Source organism: Paenibacillus sp. FSL P4-0127, assembly GCF_038007325.1.
Lineage (GTDB): Bacteria > Bacillota > Bacilli > Paenibacillales > Paenibacillaceae > Fontibacillus > Fontibacillus macerans.
Window position 1 is genome coordinate 4,785,290 of sequence record NZ_JBBOWY010000001.1, and the last position, 15,713, is coordinate 4,801,002.

A 15,713-nucleotide genomic window follows, 5' to 3' on the forward strand; every position below is an offset into this window, starting at 1 on the left:
CATGGCCCGTTAACGAAGTTAACTTAAAAAAACGCCGATCTGCTTCAAAAAGATTTTCCTGGTTCAAACCGGTTGATGTTTGCAAAACTGAACCGGCCCACCCCGGCCACCGTGACCTCCACAGGATAAAACCGCGCCTTTTTACCGTTAGAAAAAAACCATTCCCGCTGATCCCGGACGACGATCAAAAGCCCCTGTTCGTCCCCTACCGGAGTGAATTCTTCGGAAGCCTCCCGCCAGTTGGGCAGTCCGGCCGCATTCAGCTCGCTTACCAACAGCAGGGTTTCCACGGCCACGATGCCGATCTCGCTAACGCTCATCACGTCGCGAGCCGTAAACGCATGATCAATCCCGCTCGGCAAATTATGCCTGGCGATAAGCTCCACGATGTTGCCGGCCGGGTCTTCAAAATAAACGGAATGGGCGTTCCAGGAGGTGAAAAACACCTCGTCATCGCCCTCCTCCTCAATCAAAAGCACTTGGGAAGCCGCCCAGGCTTTTACTTCGGTAAATTTATTCTCCGGTACATTTAATGCGAAATGATAAAACGGCTGGTCTCCCCCAGCTGCAACTTTGAAGGTGACCAAAGTCGCCCCGGCCCGGATCGTAAAGCTGTCTTCCTCCTGTTCCGCAAGCTCGAAACCGAACCGGTCGCCATAAAACGCTTGCGTCTCCCGGAGTTTTGACGGACTGACTTCAAAGACTACGCGCTCGAAAATCATGCTCCCAACTCCTTTCCCCGGTGCAACTTCAACCTATGCTTGGCCCGCCAGGCTTTATAAGCTTTCCAGATACTCTCTGATTTGCCCCGGAGTTTTGGCGAATTTGCTGTGCAGATGGGCGAGCTTTTCCCCGTTTTTGTAGACGAGCAGGCTCGGGATGCCCCGAACTTGATTCGCTTCGGCAATCGGCTGGAACTCTTCCGCGTCCATGGCATAAAACTCTTTGTCCGGATGCTCCGCGATAATATCGCCGATAAAGCGGTCCAGGTTTTTACAATCCGGGCACCATGTCGTATCGAATTTAATAACGGTAAATTGGTCTCTTTGAGTCAGTTGTTCGAATTGTTCGGCGGATTGTACTCTCTCCATGCGGATCCTCTCCTTTTAAGGCTATAATGATTAAAATTTTATATATGTGTTGTCTCTATTATATACGATTCGGCCGGAATCACCTAGTTTTTGAGAGCCGGGTATCCGCGAACCGTGTTACAATGAGTCAAAAAGGAATGGAGATGCTCATCCGATGATCATCACGATTTTATTGTTTGTGGCCGCGGGTTTGGCGGAAATCGGCGGAGGGTATTTGGTCTGGTTATGGCTGCGTGAATCTAGGCCCCTATGGTACGGCATTGTCGGCGGGCTTATTTTGGTGGCGTACGGCATCATTCCTACGCTGCAGAACTTTCCCTCCTTCGGGCGGGTGTATGCGGCTTATGGAGGCGTGTTTATCGCATTGGCCGTGCTTTGGGGCTGGTGGGTAGACAAAAAAACGCCCGATCTCTACGATTGGGTCGGAGCCGTGATCTGCCTCGTCGGCGTGTCGGTGATGTTGTGGGCGCCACGCCATTGACGGCATGGTTCCGTGATGTGTAATGCCATGATTCTATAAATAGCGTGATACCGTAATGCCTGATAGCAAATCCCCTCGCTGGCCGCGTTATGCATGAAAAGCGGTTTTTGCCGCACCCTAAATTTAGATTACATACCGCATCAGCATAAGGAAGGTTGCCTCATGAATTTATCATCCATCGCTTCGGCCATTGCGCCGGTAAATTTAAGGAGCTGCTTAATCAGCCGGCAGGGCCGGCTGGTGTTCGAACATTACCGGGATCGGCAGACGGCCGGGCAAATCGCCAAAATCAACTCCTGCACCAAAAGCTTCCTGTCCGCGCTAATCTGCATCGCCTTTGACCGGGGGCTGCTGCCTTCGGCGGATACGCCGATAAATGAATTTTTTCCAAAATTGCTGGACGGCGATGCCGATCCCCGCAAACGGCAAATCACCCTGCGGCATCTCCTGACGATGTCGGCGGGGTTCAACTGGACGGAGTTTGGCGGGTTTAATTCGTTCCCGCGCATGACCCGGTCCCCGGATTGGGTGCGGTTCGTGCTTGAGCAGCCGATGTCCGACCGCCCCGGCGACCGGATGGAATACAATTCCGGCGCGTCGCAGCTGCTGACGGCCATTTTGGTCCAAGCCGCGGGGCTGGCGGCCGCCCGCTTTGCCGAGCTGCACCTGTTCGGTCCGCTTGGCATCGAAGAATACGAATGGGAGCAGGATCCGCAAGGCGTGCATACGGGCGGTTTCGGACTGTGGCTCCGCCCCGGCGACATGCTGAAGTTCGGGCAGCTTTATTTGCAAAGGGGAGTCTGGGAAGGCAAGCCGTTGATCTCGCCGGAGCTGGTCTCGCAGTCCGTCAAGCCGGCGATCGGCGTCGAGGCCCCCCGCCGCGGCTGTTATGCCTGGCATTGGTGGACGGATACCTGGCTGCCGGCCGCAAGCCTGGGGGAGGACAACATCACTTCCGCTTCAGATCCCGCGCGGGATGGCGGACGCTTCACCGTTTCCTCCTCCCCCGCTTTCGATTATTTTTACGCTCGCGGCTACGGCGGAAATTTTATTTACGTCATCCCGAGTCTGGAAACGGTCGTGGTGCTGACCGACGACAAGCGCAAAAGAGACCGGCCGCCCGCTGACGTATTCCGGCAATTGATTGCGCAGTATTTGTTATAACTCAACTTTCGCACCAGGAAATTGGCAAATCAGCGTTGACGTAACTGGGCGAAGCGGCTATCCGGATCCTGAGTTGATATGGGGGCTTACTGAGCTTACTGAGCTTACTGAGCTTACTGAGCTTACCTGCTTCTTACTCCAGGGTTTCTTGGTCCATTGTTGAATGGAATAGCTGCAGAATGTGCAGTTACTTATACGGAAATGCTGCCGCAGCGCTTGATTAAGTGTAAAACCGGCAATTACTCCGCTATATTTCGAAAAAGAGGCAAAGAGACGAGGAAGTAGTTGTATGAAATGAAATTAAACGAAGGATTGGGTGAATGGATACCAAAGTTAATTGTATGATTTGCAATTAATGGTCAGGGTAGAGCCGATCAAGCACACTTTTGCCCGCCATCCGACCAGGCGAAATAAATAGGCTTTGGTTCTACAAAAGTTGAGTTATAAATCCTCAATGGGTTCAACGAAATAAAGAAATGCGCGGGTGCGTAAAGAAGCGCGAAAAATCTAACGGTTGTGAGCGGCGCTATTCGGCTAAAAACGAGGGGTTACAAGATGTAACGGTTGCCAGCGAGCCTATTTCCTTTTTTTCGCAGGTAAAGGGGCTGTTTCGCCTAAATAAGCGCGCCTACAACCTTTAGAAAAGAAACCTTCGTTTTTTCGGCCGATTAAGCGCTATGACAACCGTTAGCAAGCGCGATTTCTCAAGCATGCTTCAGCTCTCCAACGCTTCCTGCGTGATCCGCTTGATGTCGATCGGCGACATGCCCCCCTCGTTCACCATGTCGGTTAAAATTTCGCTTAAGAAATAATCGACGCATTTCAGCTTGATGTTTTTGATTTTCATCAAAGCTTCGCGGTACATTTTGACGAACTCTTTTTCCGTATTCCCTCTTTGCATTTCGGCAAACGCCTCGTAGACTTGATCCAGCTTGTCGGCGACCTCCAGAATCAGCCCCTCTACGGAATCGTCCTTGCCTTCGCGCAATTGGTTGCGGAAAATATCCTTAAATTCCTCGGGGATATGTTCTTCAATAAAATGGTGGACCATGCCCTCCTCGACTTGCAGGATCAGATTGCGCAGCTCCTCCGAGGAATGCTTGACCGGCGTTTTAATATCGCCGATAAAAATCTCTCCGTAATCGTGGCTGCTCGTGATCTCGTAAAGCTTCTTCCAATCGATTTGCGCGCCATGGCGTTCTTCGATATCGGCCAGCGTTTTGGCGTACTGCACGACTTTCCAGGAGTGCTCGGCCACGCTGTGTTCCTCGAACTTGAATTTTCCCGGACAGCGATAAATTCGCTCCAATTCGTTCAGCGACCGAAAGTAAGTATGAATGCCCATCTTATCAGCCATCCTTCTCTTTAGATATATAATTCTTAGTATAGACAGAGAATGTTAACGAATAATCAAATCCGGCATGCTTCCAAAAAAAAAGAGCTACGCTCCGGAGACAATTGTATCCCCGGAACATAGCTCCGATATGAATGCATGACATCGATCATGGCCGCTGCCATTTCAAATACGGATAGCCGCCCGCGTCGATTGCCCAGGTCGATGTGAAATTCCAGCCTGAGGACGCAAACGTGGATTGCTGCTGCATTTCCGCCGTTGTTTTCGGCATGCCTTTGCCGGTGTCGGTTTGACCAGTGGCGTCCGAGTCGTAATAAGAGCCGGTGACCGCGCCGCCGTCGGTTGCGCCGATAAGACCGCCAAGCTGAACGGCGTTGCTATAGAAACTTCCGGCAGCATAGGAATTGAGGACTGCTCCTCTGTTTATGCCAAGGAGACCGCCTGCAGTGGAACTTGCTCCCGTTATGTTGGCAAGCGAATAAGAATCGGTGATCGTACCGGAATTAGTACCGACCAGCCCGCCTAAATTGGCGCCGTTGATGAACAGTTCCCCGCTGGAATACGATTCCGTAATGGAGGAGGCGGCTCCGGTTGCGCCAACAAGTCCACCCAAATAGTAAGTTGCGTTAAGATTCACGGCGGTGGCCGAAGACCTGTTAATAGTCCCTGCTGCCATGTTTCCTATGAGACCACCGGCGAACCACAAATTTTCGGATGTTCCATTAATGGTTACATTTTCCGCATGAACTCCGCTTACAGTTCCGGTGTTCATATATCCGACCAACCCGCCAACGTACATATAACCTAAAACGTTCACGTCGCTCAGATTCAGATTCGTGATGGTTGCCCCGTCGATATAACCAAACAATCCTATCGAAGCACCACCAGGACGAAGAGAGGTTAAGCGGCGAATCGTAAATCCTTGGCCGTCCAGGGTCCCCGTAAAACCGGCGTTACTGATACCGATCGGCGTCCATCCCAAGCCGCCGCTGTAGCCGCTAAGATCGATATCGCCGCCCAAAACGAAATGACCGTTTAAATGATATCTGATACTATCCAGTTGGGCCGCCGTGGTAATGACATACGGTGTATCTGCCGTTCCATCGCCCGCGGAAAAAGCTCGGACCGTAATGGGGGAACTTGCGGCCGAAGGCAGCGAACCCGCCGTGAATTGCAGCGTCACCGTAGAGTCGCCGCCCACCAATCCAAGATCGGTAAAAGAGGCCCTGCCGTCTGTCGTTTGAACGGATGTCGTCCCCGTCAACGCGGCAGTCTCTCCGCTTACGCTAACTCCGACGCTCAAGCTGTCTTTGACCGGATTGCCGTAGGCATCCATCACTTCAACGACGGGCTGAACCGCGAAGGTCTCCCCGCTGGCCACGGAACCGCTTGGCTGCGTGGCGATTTGAAGCTGCGCCGCGGCCGCTGGGGCAATCGTTATCGCGAATTCATCCGTCGGGATAACAACGCCTTCTACGGCAAACGCCAACCGCTGTAAATCTGCCTTATTCAAGGCAAAGGTGAAGGTCGCTTCGCCGTCCGTAAACAGAAGGTCCGCTTCTCCCGAAGAACCTGTTAAGATCGTACCGGCCAGCGTGCCGTAACTGCTGTCCAGCGCTTGTTCGACCCCGCTGATCGTAATTTTTTTCGTGCCGGAGAAGCCGGTATCCAAGCTGCCGTCGGATTTTTCGACCCGCAGGGTGAGATTGATTTCCGCGCCGGCAACCGAATCGCCAGGTGTGGCGCTCAGCGCCGCCCGGTATGCCGGCGCGGCTGCCGGCGGAACCGAAACCTTGACCGGAATCCGAACCGACAAACCCTGGTAAAGCGCAAAAATCGAGGACTCGCCTTCGCCAAATGATGTGAAGACCCCGTTTTCAAAGGTTATGATCGTTGGGTCCCAGCTATATAGGACCGCTTCGGTTACATCGGCCTCCGAGCCGTCACTTAGGAGCGCCTTCAGCGTCAAACGGGCCTGCTCGCCTAAGCCGTCAAATTCCAGTTTCTCGGGACTGTACACGAGTTTGGTCACCGTCGGCACGGGAGTTTGCGGAACCGAAACCTTGACCGGAATCCGGACCGTTAGCCCTCCGTATTTTGCGCCGATCCAGGTTTCGCCTTCGCCTTGCGAAGTTGCCGTCCCTTGAGCGACGGTCGCTACCGCTTCATCCTCGCTGTACCAGTCAGCCGTTTCGGTTGCCTTGACCTCCGCTCCGTTGCTCAGCACCGCCGTCAACGCAACGCTGATCTCATGGCCTACACCGTCAAATTCCAGTTTCTCGGGACTATACACGAGTTTGGTCACCGTCGGTTCAGGATCGGGCGGATCGGGCGGGTTCGTCGGTGTCGTTGAACCGCCTCCGCTATGCGACCGTCTGCCGCTTCCCCCCTGCACTTCGTAGCCCAAAATCTTCTGCAGAACCTGACCCGGCCCCTCGAAAGTAACCGGGCTGCTCAATACCGCAACGATGATTTTTGTGCCTTGCGCCAAATAAACCACGTTGTTTATGGCTCCGCTCAGAACTTCAAGCCGGCCGATTTGTCCGGACAACAGCTCCAAGCGAATTCCGGATGCGGCTACCCGGACGGTTTCAGCTTCGCCGCGGAGCTGCACCAGCGATGACTTTGCCGCTTGCGACGCGACATTAATAAGCACAAAACCTTGCCCGCCGCCGCTCATTTCGTGTTCTTCGAGAATCGCTCCCGAAAACAGATCCGTCGTGTCCAAGGTCGTATCGCCGGAGGCCACGATCCGGACTTTGCCGTCCTCTTTGTCTACGACCAGTTGATTTGCCGCCGTATTCCACAGATACACGCTGTTGATTCCACCGCCGATAACGCGAAGTTGTCCCTCGACGGTGACGCCCCACAAATGGACCTCCCCCGAGCCAATGTCCTCCGCTATCGTCAAATTGCCCTTAACGACGGTATTTTGCAGCGTAACCCCATCGGTCCGGATTGCCGCGTCGCCGGAGATTTCCGCCGTTCCCTCAGTAGGGCCATATACGCCGGGCCGATCCATGTCGCCGGATAAGCTTTCGCTTTTCTCGGCCTTTTGGATCGCCGCGAATGTGCGGTCGAGCGTTACGGCCGCCTCAGCGCGGGTGAGCGCTGTTGCTCCGCGGAACGTGCCATCGGAATAGCCGTTCATCCACCCGGCACCCACGACAGCGCCGACGGCATCTTTGCTCCATGCCGGAAGCGAGTCCGTAAACGAAGCCGCCTCAACCGCCGGCTCCAGCTGGCCCAGCCGGCCGAGCATCACGGCCGCTTCGGCTCTCGTAACCGCCGCATTCGGCCGGAGAGTTCCATCAGCGTAGCCGGTGATGTAACCTTGCCGGACCGCGGCGGCGGCAGCGGCGGCGTACCATGCCGCCGGCTTCACGTCGGCAAAAGCCAGCGTTCCCGCTTCGGCGGCCAAACCGAACCGCCCGTTCACCATCGCCATCCACTCCGCCCGCGTGACCGGCTGATCGGGTCTGATCTTCCCGTCCGCAAAGCCGGAGATGAGCCCCTGCTCAAGCCAGCGGGACAAGACTTCTTCGGCCCAATGGCCCTGCAGATCCGCGGGAAGAGCCGAAGCGGCAAGCGCGTGCCCGGAAACGGACAGCGGACTTGCGGGGATCATTAGCAGCACGGCAAGCAGGAACAGCGCTGCTCTATGTTTTATACCAATATTCATCACTTCTCTCCTTTTAGATAACTAGTATCTATTAATAATGACTATCAATAAAAAGTATAAAAAAAGGAGGTGCCAATGGGAACCATTTCCTTAAAAATTGAAACATTTTTGAATCATTCGTTCAACTACGCCGCCGCCCGGTTTTGGAGCAGTCGGCTGACTTTTTCCACAGCTTTTCTGCGGACACTTTCGGCAGTACGGTCTTCACAAAGGCGCACAAGCCTATGCTTGGCGTAAGCGGAGCGGAGCGTTACTATTTTTAACCGGTGTTTTCCTGCTGCTGCAAGCACTTTTTGGTTCAGTGTTGTATAGTATGGGTATTGGCCTATTTTTGATTGCTACAAGGAGTTCGCTAGAGTATCGGTGGATATTCAAGCAAACAAAGGAGGTTATCCATGAAAAAAAGAAACATGATACGCATCGCCATTGCGGCGTTTTGGCTTATCGGAACGTGGGGAATTCTTGCCAGGTACAGGGGGGATGTGCGGGATATTTTATGGATCAACTTGACCGGCTTCTGCGCCGTGCTCCTCTTTTTGAGTTTCCTCTTTACATATATTTTGCGCAGAATGAGGCCGAAGAAAGAAGGCTTTCATAAGATCGAATATTTATTCCCGGCGTTTATCGCCCTGATGTCGCTCTATCCGTTGCTCATGCTGGGCAGCCTCACCGCGGACTTTATTCAAGGTCCCGTGATCAAGGAAGCGGTCATCGCGGACAAATGGGACCCGCGGCGGGGCAGCGATCAAGCGAAAACGACGGACGGTGAAATATTCGATTTCGCCAGTAAAGAGGTAAACCTGGAAATCGGACGCAAATACCGGCTGAAAGTGCTGGACCGGGCAGGAATCATCATTAGCGCGGAAGAATTGCCGAAATGAAGATGGCCCAACAGGCAGCTTTACATCTTCATCCTAACCCGTTCAGCCTGCAAGCCGATATCACTTGGACCGAACGAAGGCCCTTAGGCAAGAATGCGCCGCGGATCGTTAAAGCAAGAGCCCGCCGATCAGCCGGCGGAGCTCATTGGTAAAGTGCCGAGGGAACCTGCCCACAGAACCTCCCCCCCCAAAAAAAAATAAAGGCAAAAAAGTGCGCTATTCCGGCGATATCTGCTCATTTGAGAGAAATAGAGACCATTTATGCCGTTATTTTCCTCACACCACAAGGAAATGCCCCGTTACGGACCATTCAAAGGAAAATAAGTACATAAAATGCCGCTAATATAGCTAACATGCCCGGTCTCCGGATCATAAGCACATAAAGTGCCGCTATTTTGAAGACAGGCGGTTGGCCGTATTCATTGAAGTGTCGCGCAACCCGGACAATGGATACCGGTCATTCAGCCCGGCGCAGATCCGCCGGATTCTTATCATCGGGACGCTGCGCACAGCGGTGTGGTCGCTGGACTTCATCAAGGAAGTGATCCGGGAGCTCGATCACAACAATCTGGAACAGGCGGCGGATGACCAGAAATTCGCTGCAGTACCCGAATGGGGTTAACCGCATGCGCATGCGCGGCATCCACTATGTGGACCGGCTGATCGAACTGACGGAAGCCGGGGAACAAAAGGGAACTTAGGGGCGATCCGCAGAGTCATCAGACCGAAAAAGCCGATCGCCCCGCGGCCGGCGCTTATGGCATCACCGCGTTCAGGGCCAATACCCCCAGCAATCCGCAAACCGCCAGTATGGTCGTATAAACGGACCTTGATTTGATCGCATCCAGCAGCGACAGGTTAAAGTATTCCTTGTACATCCAGAAGCCCGGATCGTTGACATGGGAAAAAATCACGCTGCCCGAGGTCGTAGCCAGCACCATCAGCTCCGGACTTGCCCCGCTCATGCCCAGCAGCGGCAGCACGATGCCGGAAGCCGTCATCACGGTAACCGTGGCCGACCCCAGGGCCAGCCGCAGCACGGCGGCGATAATCCAGGCAAGAATCAGGGGCGAAATGTTAAGGCCGGTCATCATATCCTTGATATAATCGGCAACTCCGCTGTCCACCAGCACCTGCTTGAAGGCGCCCCCGCCGCCGATGACAAACATAATGGTGGCGATCGATTTCAGCGAGGCGCCGACGCTGCCCATAATCTCCTTCATTTTGCGGCCGCGGGCAATGCCGAACGTATAGATGGCGATCAGCACCGAGATCAACAGCGCAATCCCCGATTCCCCAAAGAAAGCGATGATTTTAAAGGCGCCGGAATCCTGCGGCATCGCCATTTTGGCAACGGCCAGCACCGCCATGAGCGCGATCGGCACGAGCGCGGTGAACAGGCTGACGCCAAAGCTCGGCATTTCCTCCTCCGTAAACTCCTTGGTGTTGTACAGTCCCTCCGGAATCGCGGGATTCATGCCGCGGATCAATTTCGTTTTCGAGAAAAATATCCCCGCAATGATCGCCGAAGGAATGGCGATGACCAGCCCAAGCAGCAGCGTCTTGCCCATGCTGGCGCCAAACACGCTGGCCACGGCCGCCGGCCCGGGGTGGGGCGGCAGAAAGCTGTGCGTTGTGGACAAAGCCACCGCCATCGGCAGGCCGATATATAACAGATTTACCTTCATCCGCGAAACAATCGTAAAGACAATCGGAATCAGCAGGATGAAGCCGATTTCAAAAAACAGGGTAACGCCAAGCACAAAAGCGGTAATCAGAATCGCCCATTGCAATCTTTTTTCGCCGAATTTGGCGGTCAGCGTCATGGCGATCCGCTGCGCGGCGCCGCAGTCGGCCATCAGCTTGCCGAGCATCGCGCCAAAGCCGATAATCAGCGCCAGATGGCCAAGCTGCCCGCCGATCCCCTCTTCCACCGAATTCACCACGTCCGACAACGTCAGGCCGTTCAGCAACCCCACCACAATCGCGACAAGCACGAGCGAAATGAAGCCTTCGAGCTTAAAGCCCACCATCAACACAAGCAATAGCGCCACCCCTAGCGCAACGATTAACAACGGCATCGTCTATTCCTCCAATCGTCCATTTTGTGGTTAAGTGAGTTAATCCGGGTTAAGCATGTAAACACTTTCCGGTTTCTGAACACAAACGTATCTCCTCCTTATGCCATCATCGAAACATTTCAGTAAGCGCTTTCAACAAGACGCCTGAACAATGCGCAATTGATAGCTTCCTCTGGTTGTTACTTTTCTCGAAAAATTGCTGTGTTGCGCAAACCTCTTTACGAAATAAGTCTTATCAGGGCCGCTCCAACAAGGTCATCCCGCTCTCCGGTATAGTTAAAATATAGCAGCATGTTCCTTGGTTCACATTGTTTGCCCATCCAAAATCGGCGGCGCATTTCAGCGGGAAAATTGTGCTGCGGAACAAGGGCTTGCGTCGCCGCTCAGGCCGAAACAGCCGCGAGCGGGCCTGAGGCTCTTTCGTTACTCCTGCAGCCGTTCGAAAGTAAGCAGCAGCTTCATTTTGACGAGATCGTTGAATTTGCGGTAATCCAGCTGCAGCAGCTGGGATATTTTATCCAGACGGTAAAACAGGGTGTTTCTATGCACATGCAGCAAGCCCGCGGTTTGCTTCACATTCAGGTCGCAGTCCAGAAACGTGCGCAGCGTCAGCTTGTACTCCTCGTTAAGCGTTTGGGGGAACAACCCGTATTTTTGCAAAAATTCCGTTCGCGCTTCCGGCGGCACCATCTCAAGATAAGGAACGATTCCCCAATCATCGATAAAGCTGGCGCTCTGCGGCTGCCGTCCGAATTTTCGGCTTAAGCGTATGCAGCGGCGAGCTTCGCCGTACGATTGCTTGTACCCCGCAAGACCGCTGCGCGGGCGTCCGACACCGATACAGTAGCGGTAGCCCCGCCGGCGCAGACAAGCTTCAATTTTGCCGACCAGGGGCTGGAGGAAATCGCTTACGGGAATGGCGATAAAAAAAGCACCGTCCTCCACATAGGCGTACAGCGCCTGCACACTGACCATCGCCTTCAAATCGTTCAAGAACTGCTCCTTGCGCTCACCTGTTTTCTGCAGCATCTCCCCGTTTATCGTCTCTTCCGGCCATTTCATCTCTTCGATCTCCACGACCATCACGCTGCGTTCGGCGTTGACGTCGAGTTGCAGCGTACGGGCCGTCATCCGCAGCTTCTTTTCGGAGAATTCATACGGGCTGATCAGCTCCATAATAAAGCTTTCCAGCACCATTTTACGGAAGTGCAGCTGCTTGTTCATATGGATCTGCTGCAGGAGCGCCTCCACGTTCATCTTGATGATCTTTCCGAATCGGTACACCTCGTCGGGATTACCGGTGATCCCGACAACGCCGACAATGTTCTCCTGAAACTCAATCGGCAGGTTGACTCCGGGCTTGGAGCCCGGCAGACTCAGGCATTCCGCTTCGCCGATCAGCACCTGTTTTCTGGAGCCGAGCACCTGCAGCGCGCCTTCATGCAGACTGCCGATCCGCTCCGTTTCTCCGCTGGCGACGATAACCCCTTGGTCGTCCATAATGTTGATATTGAACTCCATGACGGACATCAATTGGACGACGATAGGCAAGGCCAGCTCGGTCGTTATTTTCATTCGAATCCCCTCCAGGCGCAAAAATAGGACAGGCCAACTATTGTTGTTACAATAGCTGGCCCGGCTCCCTGCATGATTCATCATCATTTACAGGTTCCATACCTAAATGTTCGATTTTTCATTGGTCTTGACTTGACCGAATAACCCCAAGCCCTTCCAGAATCGCCCTGAGCTTGCCTTGATTCTCCTCCGAGCAAGAGGTATTGGGCAAAATCGGCTTGCCCGCCTGGAGTCCGATCAAATTGACCGCATCCTTCGTCGCCACCGGGAAGCTTCCGAGGTTCCAGGCCATCCGCAGCGGAGCCAGCCTGTACTGCGCCTCCAGGGCCCCCTGGATGTCGCCCGCCATGAACTTGTCGTAAATTTCCACGACCAGCCGCGGCACCACGTTGGCGGTTGACGCCACGCAGCCGGCGCCCCCGTAGACGAGCGTGCTTAAAATCATGATGTCCCTTCCCGCCAGCACCTTAAATCCCTTGGCTCTGGTGCGGCGGATGAATTCGGCGGTTAGCGTCTGATCGCCGCTGCTGTCCTTGATCCCCACGATATTCGGAATTTCGGCCAGCCGCTCCAGCAGAGCGGGTGTAATGTTGTTGCCGACTTTGTCCGGATTGTTGTACAACAGTACAGGCAATGAGGTTGATTCCGCGATTTTCTTAAAATGGTCAAACAGTTCATCCTGTGTCGGCGTAATAAACATCGGCGGCAGGATCGAGATCGCCCGCGCGCCAAGCTCTCCGTATTTGCGGGCCTGCTTCATGCCCTCCCGCGTAGAGATCGCCGCGATTCCCGCATAGACGGGAACGCGCCCCGCGCTTTGCTCGGCAGTAACCGCCACTACTCGCTGTTGATCCCCCGGGTCCAGCCCGAAAAACTCGCCGTTGCTGCCCAGCGCCAAAATGCCGTGTACGCCTCCTTCGATCACATGATCCACAATACGGCGCAGCCCCTGCTCATCAAGCCGCTCTTCGCCGTCGACCGGCGTGACAATCGGGGGAATCACCCCGCGGATAAAGCTCGTATCCATTTATTCGCTCACCTCACTAATTATCGTTTGACTTCGGTATGGGCCATTTTCTCATAATGGCGGATCAGCGCCCCGTGATCGGCGGTCCCGAGGCCGTCGGCTTTGAGCGCATGCATCATTTCCAGCACGGAGGCCGTCAGCGGCAGCGGCACCCCGATTTCATGGGAAGTGTCCAGCGCGTTGGTCAAATCCTTGATATGCAGGTCAATGCGGAAGCCCGGGTCAAACTTGCGGTCCATCACCAGCGGCGCTTTCGCCTCCATCACCGTGCTTCCCGCCAGGCCGCCGCGGATCGCCTGAAATGCCTGCTCGGGCTCCACGCCGGCCTTGCTTGCCAGCACAAACGCTTCGGACATAGCGGCGATGTTGAGGGCGACGATCACCTGGTTGGACAGCTTGGTGATGTTGCCGGAGCCGACGTCGCCGGTATGCACGACCGAACCGGCCATCGCCTTGAGCAAGTCATAGCTTTGCTCGAATACTTTTTTGTCGCCGCCGACCATGACGGACAAGGTGCCGTCGATCGCCTTCGGCTGGCCGCCGCTGACCGGGGCGTCCAGGAACGGAATGCCCCGCTCAGCCAGCACCGCCCCCACTTCGCGGCTGACCAGCGGCGCGATGGAACTCATGTCGATGACCACGGCCCCCGCTTTAATCCCTTCGATGACGCCGTTTTCGCCAAGCACGACTTCTTTAACGTGCGGAGAATTCGGCAGCATGGTGATAACGGCATCCACCTGCCCGGCCGCTTCTTTGGGAGAAGCGGCCGCCTTCGCTCCGGCCGCTTGCAGTTCCTTCACCGCCTCCGGGTTGCGGTCCATCACCACCAGGCTGTAGCCCGCCTTGATCAGGTTGAGGCTCATCGGCTTACCCATGATGCCCAGTCCGATAAATCCGATTGTCTTCATCTTTGTTTCTCCTCCCGTTTTATAGTCAAGCTTCATAGTCAGCCTTCCTATCAATCAACTTTCCTATCAGTCAGCTATTTTTACAATCATCGCACCAGACAAGGACGCTTGTTGTCGAATTTCCAGCCCGGTACAAGGTACTGCATCGCCGCGGAATCGTCCCGCGCGTTCAAGCCCATGCTGTTGTACAGGTTGTGGGCCTGCTCGATCCGCTCCATATCGATCTCCACGCCAAGCCCCGGCTTCTCCGGCAGTTCGATCATGCCGCCGGCGATTTGGAACGGTTCCTTGGTAAGACGCTCGGCGCCCTCCTGCCAAATCCAATGCGTGTCGATCGCCGTAATTTCGCCCGGAGCCGCCGCGGCCACATGCGTGAACATCGCCAGTGAGATGTCGAAATGGTTATTGGAGTGCGAGCCCCAGGTGAGCCCCCATTCGCGGCACATTTGCGCCACCCGCACCGAGCCCTGCATCGTCCAGAAATGCGGATCGGCCAGCGGGATGTCCACCGACTGCAGCGAGATCGTGTGGGCCATCTGCCGCCAATCCGTGGCGATCATGTTCGTGGCCGTCGGCAGGCCGGTCTGTCTGCGGAATTCAGCCATAATTTCGCGGCCGGAATATTCCCCTTCCGCGCCGCACGGGTCCTCGGCGTAGGCGAGCACATCGTGCAGATCGCGGCATAGGCGCACGGCGTCCTTCAGCAGCCAGCCGCCGTTCGGATCAAGCGTAATGCGCGCATCCGGGAACCGCTCCGCCAGCGCGGTGACGGCCTCGATTTCCTCCTCGCCGCGCAGCACGCCGCCCTTGAGCTTAAAGTCTGCAAAGCCGTATTTGGTGTAAGCGGCTTCGGCCAGCGCCACGATCGCTTGCGGCGTCATCGCTTCTTCATGGCGCAGACGGTACCAGGCCACCTCGCTGTCCGGCTCGGAGGCGTAGGGCAGATCCGTTTTGATGCGGTCTCCCACATAAAACAGATACCCAAGCACATTCACCCGCTTGCGCTGCTGGCCTTCGCCGAGCAACGCGGCGACCGGAACGCCCAGGTACTGGCCAAGCAGATCGAGCAGGGCGGCTTCCACGGCGGTAACGGCGTGAATGGCGACGCGCAGGTCAAAGGTTTGCTGCCCGCGCCCGGCGGCGTCCCGGTCCGCAAACGCCGTCCGCATCCGGGCCAGTATCTGGTTATACGTGCCGATAGACTGCCCGATCACCAGCGCGCGCGCATCCTCCAACGTCCGGCGGATGCTCTCCCCGCCCGGCACCTCGCCGGCCCCGGTATGGCCGGAGCTGTCTTCCAGGATGACGATGTTGCGGGTAAAATAGGGGCCGTGCGCGCCGCTTAAATTCAGCAGCATGCTGTCCCGGCCGGCGACCGGAACCACCCGCATTCCGGTAATGACGGGCGTACCCTGCAGTACCGGATTCTCTTGTTTGGCTGTTTGATTCAACATCTCGATTCTCCTTTC

At 55.3% G+C, this 15,713-nt stretch carries 13 protein-coding genes; 4 read left to right on the forward strand and 9 right to left on the reverse strand.

Translation table 11 applies throughout. The features are described 5' to 3' along the window. Positions 1-44 precede the first annotated feature (44 nt). Positions 45-722 carry a VOC family protein gene (locus tag NYE74_RS21595; RefSeq protein WP_124333476.1) on the reverse strand — a complete coding sequence of 226 codons (678 nt, stop codon included), beginning with the start codon at positions 720-722 and terminating at the stop codon, positions 45-47. A 54-nt stretch (positions 723-776) separates the two neighbouring features. After that, positions 777-1,091, reverse strand: coding sequence for a thioredoxin family protein (locus NYE74_RS21600; protein ID WP_036623653.1), 315 nt, complete (start codon positions 1,089-1,091; stop codon positions 777-779). A 154-nt stretch (positions 1,092-1,245) separates the two neighbouring features. Here NYE74_RS21600 and NYE74_RS21605 point away from each other — a divergent pair, with 154 nt between their 5' ends. Beyond that, a complete protein-coding gene (locus NYE74_RS21605; protein ID WP_036623656.1) occupies positions 1,246-1,572 on the forward strand; it encodes a YnfA family protein in 327 nt (108 codons plus the stop codon). A gap of 162 nt (positions 1,573-1,734) precedes the next feature. Beyond that, complete coding sequence (locus NYE74_RS21610) at positions 1,735-2,736, forward strand: serine hydrolase domain-containing protein (RefSeq protein WP_124333475.1); 1,002 nt, start codon at positions 1,735-1,737, stop codon at positions 2,734-2,736. Between the two features lie 715 nt (positions 2,737-3,451). Here NYE74_RS21610 and NYE74_RS21615 read toward each other — a convergent pair. Next, complete coding sequence (locus NYE74_RS21615; protein WP_036623657.1) at positions 3,452-4,081, reverse strand: YfbR-like 5'-deoxynucleotidase; 630 nt, start codon at positions 4,079-4,081, stop codon at positions 3,452-3,454. A 157-nt stretch (positions 4,082-4,238) separates the two neighbouring features. Continuing rightward, complete coding sequence (locus tag NYE74_RS21620; protein ID WP_124333707.1) at positions 4,239-7,772, reverse strand: S-layer homology domain-containing protein; 3,534 nt, start codon at positions 7,770-7,772, stop codon at positions 4,239-4,241. 395 nt (positions 7,773-8,167) lie between these two features. Between NYE74_RS21620 and NYE74_RS21625 the strand changes: the two genes are divergently transcribed. Then, the gene (locus NYE74_RS21625; RefSeq protein WP_036623659.1) at positions 8,168-8,653 is read left to right on the forward strand and encodes a hypothetical protein; all 486 of its coding nucleotides are present in this window, start codon (positions 8,168-8,170) and stop codon (positions 8,651-8,653) included. A gap of 409 nt (positions 8,654-9,062) precedes the next feature. Beyond that, positions 9,063-9,275, forward strand: coding sequence for a hypothetical protein (locus tag NYE74_RS21630; RefSeq protein ID WP_036623661.1), 213 nt, complete (start codon positions 9,063-9,065; stop codon positions 9,273-9,275). A gap of 133 nt (positions 9,276-9,408) precedes the next feature. Here the strand turns inward: NYE74_RS21630 and NYE74_RS21635 are convergent, their stop codons facing one another. The 5 genes from NYE74_RS21635 to gudD all read right to left on the reverse strand — a co-directional run bounded on the left by NYE74_RS21635 (position 9,409) and on the right by gudD (position 15,698). Beyond that, the gene (locus NYE74_RS21635) at positions 9,409-10,734 is read right to left on the reverse strand and encodes a gluconate:H+ symporter (RefSeq protein ID WP_341005172.1); all 1,326 of its coding nucleotides are present in this window, start codon (positions 10,732-10,734) and stop codon (positions 9,409-9,411) included. A gap of 423 nt (positions 10,735-11,157) precedes the next feature. After that, a complete protein-coding gene (locus NYE74_RS21640; RefSeq protein WP_036623664.1) occupies positions 11,158-12,309 on the reverse strand; it encodes a CdaR family transcriptional regulator in 1,152 nt (383 codons plus the stop codon). A 118-nt stretch (positions 12,310-12,427) separates the two neighbouring features. After that, on the reverse strand, positions 12,428-13,336 hold the full coding sequence (gene dapA / locus NYE74_RS21645; protein ID WP_036623666.1) for a 4-hydroxy-tetrahydrodipicolinate synthase: 909 nt from the start codon (positions 13,334-13,336) through the stop codon (positions 12,428-12,430). A gap of 20 nt (positions 13,337-13,356) precedes the next feature. Next, the gene (gene garR, locus NYE74_RS21650; protein ID WP_124333706.1) at positions 13,357-14,280 is read right to left on the reverse strand and encodes a 2-hydroxy-3-oxopropionate reductase; all 924 of its coding nucleotides are present in this window, start codon (positions 14,278-14,280) and stop codon (positions 13,357-13,359) included. Between the two features lie 50 nt (positions 14,281-14,330). Continuing rightward, complete coding sequence (gudD, locus tag NYE74_RS21655; RefSeq protein WP_036623668.1) at positions 14,331-15,698, reverse strand: glucarate dehydratase; 1,368 nt, start codon at positions 15,696-15,698, stop codon at positions 14,331-14,333. Positions 15,699-15,713 lie beyond the last annotated feature (15 nt).